The organism is Prosthecobacter sp. (assembly GCF_049294395.1).
GTDB lineage: Bacteria > Verrucomicrobiota > Verrucomicrobiia > Verrucomicrobiales > Verrucomicrobiaceae > Prosthecobacter.
Genome location: NZ_JBAQCR010000389.1, coordinates 1 through 2,020, shown reverse-complemented (window position 1 = coordinate 2,020; position 2,020 = coordinate 1). Strand labels below are relative to the sequence as shown.

Below are 2,020 nucleotides of genomic sequence, written 5' to 3'. Positions count from 1 at the left end.
CACAGGGTGTAAGCGCTGCCATGGGCGCGGGCGAACTCGACGGCGGCGCGTGTCTTGCCGATGCCCCCTGCCCCGTGCATGGCGACGGGTTGCGTGAGGGCCACGTTGCGCTCGGCATCGAGGGTCTGCTTCATGGCGCTGAGGAGCGCTGCGCGACCGACGAAGTTGTGCTGATCGGGGAAAGCGCGATTGTGAAACGGCGCGGGCTGCGGCCATGACTCTGGCTTGAGGAGGAGCTTGGGCAGGCGGTTTGCCTGCTCGTTGGCCATATTGAGCGTGTGAATGTAAACGCCAGCGGCCACGGAGGGATCGCCCCCGCTGAGCACTGGCGTCACGGCTCCCCCAGGCTGCCGACTTTGTCGAAGGTGACGCTCTCTGCTTTGACAGTGCCCATCTTGACGCCGATGCCAGTCTGCTGCGGAGGCTGGACGTGGCCAAATTTGAGGTCTTTCGTTTTCAACGCCTCGATGAGGACGCCGATGCGCTGCGGGTCCTGGCTTTGGCTGTGCTGCTGGAGGGCCTGCACCAGGGCGGCGATCAACGGACGCAGATCGTCCTGCGGCGGGGTGGTTTGCTGCTGTGTGGTGATGATGACTTCCAGCGAGTGCTGCGCCTTTGCATCCTCAGGGTGCTGCTCTATCTGCTGCAACACGGTCTGCGCCTCCGGCTTGTCCGCGAACCAGCGGGTGAGGGCTTGCTTCAGTGCCTGATAGGAATCTTTGACGGCAGTCTCGGCTGTGTCCTTGAGTGCGACAGCGGCACCGGCGATGATGGCAGTGGTGATGGGATCCATGAAGGCCGAGACTGGCGGCACGGCCCTTCTAGATCAAGGAAGATTGCAGATGATTCGGCAGATTGCCTAGTCTTCCAGAGGGGTTATTGGCCCCGAGGTCACGTGGCCACGTGATCACGCGCGCTGTGCAGCTCTTTGCTGACGGCGGAGATGAAGATGATGGGCCGCGTGCTCATGCGGCGCGCAGGGTGGCGAGGTGGTGCTGAGACGGCAAGGGGGAAATGGCGGGGATGGGGGGCTTGCCTAGAGCTGGGCATCGAACCAGGAACAGAGATTTTTAACCGCTGACAGGACGCTCATGAGACGCTGATGAAAGGCTGTCTGAGAATCCGGATTCAGGCATTCCGAATGAGCGCCATGTCAGCGGCTCATCGGCGGTTAAGATCTGCATTTTGACCACGGAGCCGAGCGAAGCGAACCGTAGCGCAGCGAAGATAGCCGAAGGCAAACAGACGAACGCAGTGAGCCCGCAGGGGAGCGCAGCGAATCAATACACAGAATACACGGAATCAGATTCAAACTCAGGTTCCGTGTATTCTGTGTGTTCCGTGGTTGAACCACTCTGGCGGCTGACGAGGGGCGCGTGATGCGCTGCACGGCTCAGAGGTTCTTCGCTTTGTCTTTGCCGCTGAGGGCTTCGGTGGCGGAGATGTCGCGGACGTAGATCCAGTCGTCGTGGCCTTCCTGGCGGCCGGCCATGAGTTTTTTGTCGCTGCTCTTGAAGCAGTTGTCGCGGGTGGACCAGGTGAAGCGGACGTCTTTGCGGTAGACTTTGAGCAGGGCCTTGATGTCGTCATCGGTCATCAGGGTGTCGGTGCGGTGGAAGAACTCGAGGACGGTGACGTTGTTGCGCAGGCTGGCCTGGATGATGTAGCCGTCTTTTGTCCACTCGTACTGCTCGGTGTTGGCCATGCGGGGGGAGACGGATTTGCCTTCGCCGTAGCGGGCTTTGAGCTCGGCGAGGGTCTCGCCAATGCGGGCGTGTGTGGTGGCGGTGATGGCGAGGAAGAGGCCGAGGGATGCGAGGAGGTGTTTCATGGGGTGTGGGTGCAGGATGAAGGGGCGGAAGAAAGAAGACCGCCTGCCTGAGGACTGATCCTAGGCGGATGGACGGCTGATTTTAACTGCATGGCATGGGGTGTCCAGATGTATGTCCAGGGTGGCTGATGCAGAGAATGGTAGGCATGGTGCTTAGCGCCCACCTCATCAATTCAGCGTGGTGTGGGC

The 2,020-nt window shown here is 61.0% G+C and carries 3 protein-coding genes; all 3 read right to left on the bottom strand.

The genetic code is table 11. The features are described 5' to 3' along the window. Window positions 1-335 (bottom strand): hypothetical protein (locus WAW39_RS25970; RefSeq protein WP_422322067.1); only part of this gene is annotated, 335 nt, incomplete at its 3' end. Continuing rightward, window positions 332-793, bottom strand: a complete 462-nt coding sequence (locus WAW39_RS25965; protein ID WP_422322066.1) for a hypothetical protein — start codon at window positions 791-793, stop codon at window positions 332-334. The genes WAW39_RS25965 and WAW39_RS25970, both read right to left, overlap by 4 nt. Window positions 794-1,393: 600 nt before the next feature. Beyond that, on the bottom strand, window positions 1,394-1,831 hold the full coding sequence (locus WAW39_RS25960) for a hypothetical protein (protein WP_422322065.1): 438 nt from the start codon (window positions 1,829-1,831) through the stop codon (window positions 1,394-1,396). Window positions 1,832-2,020 lie beyond the last annotated feature (189 nt).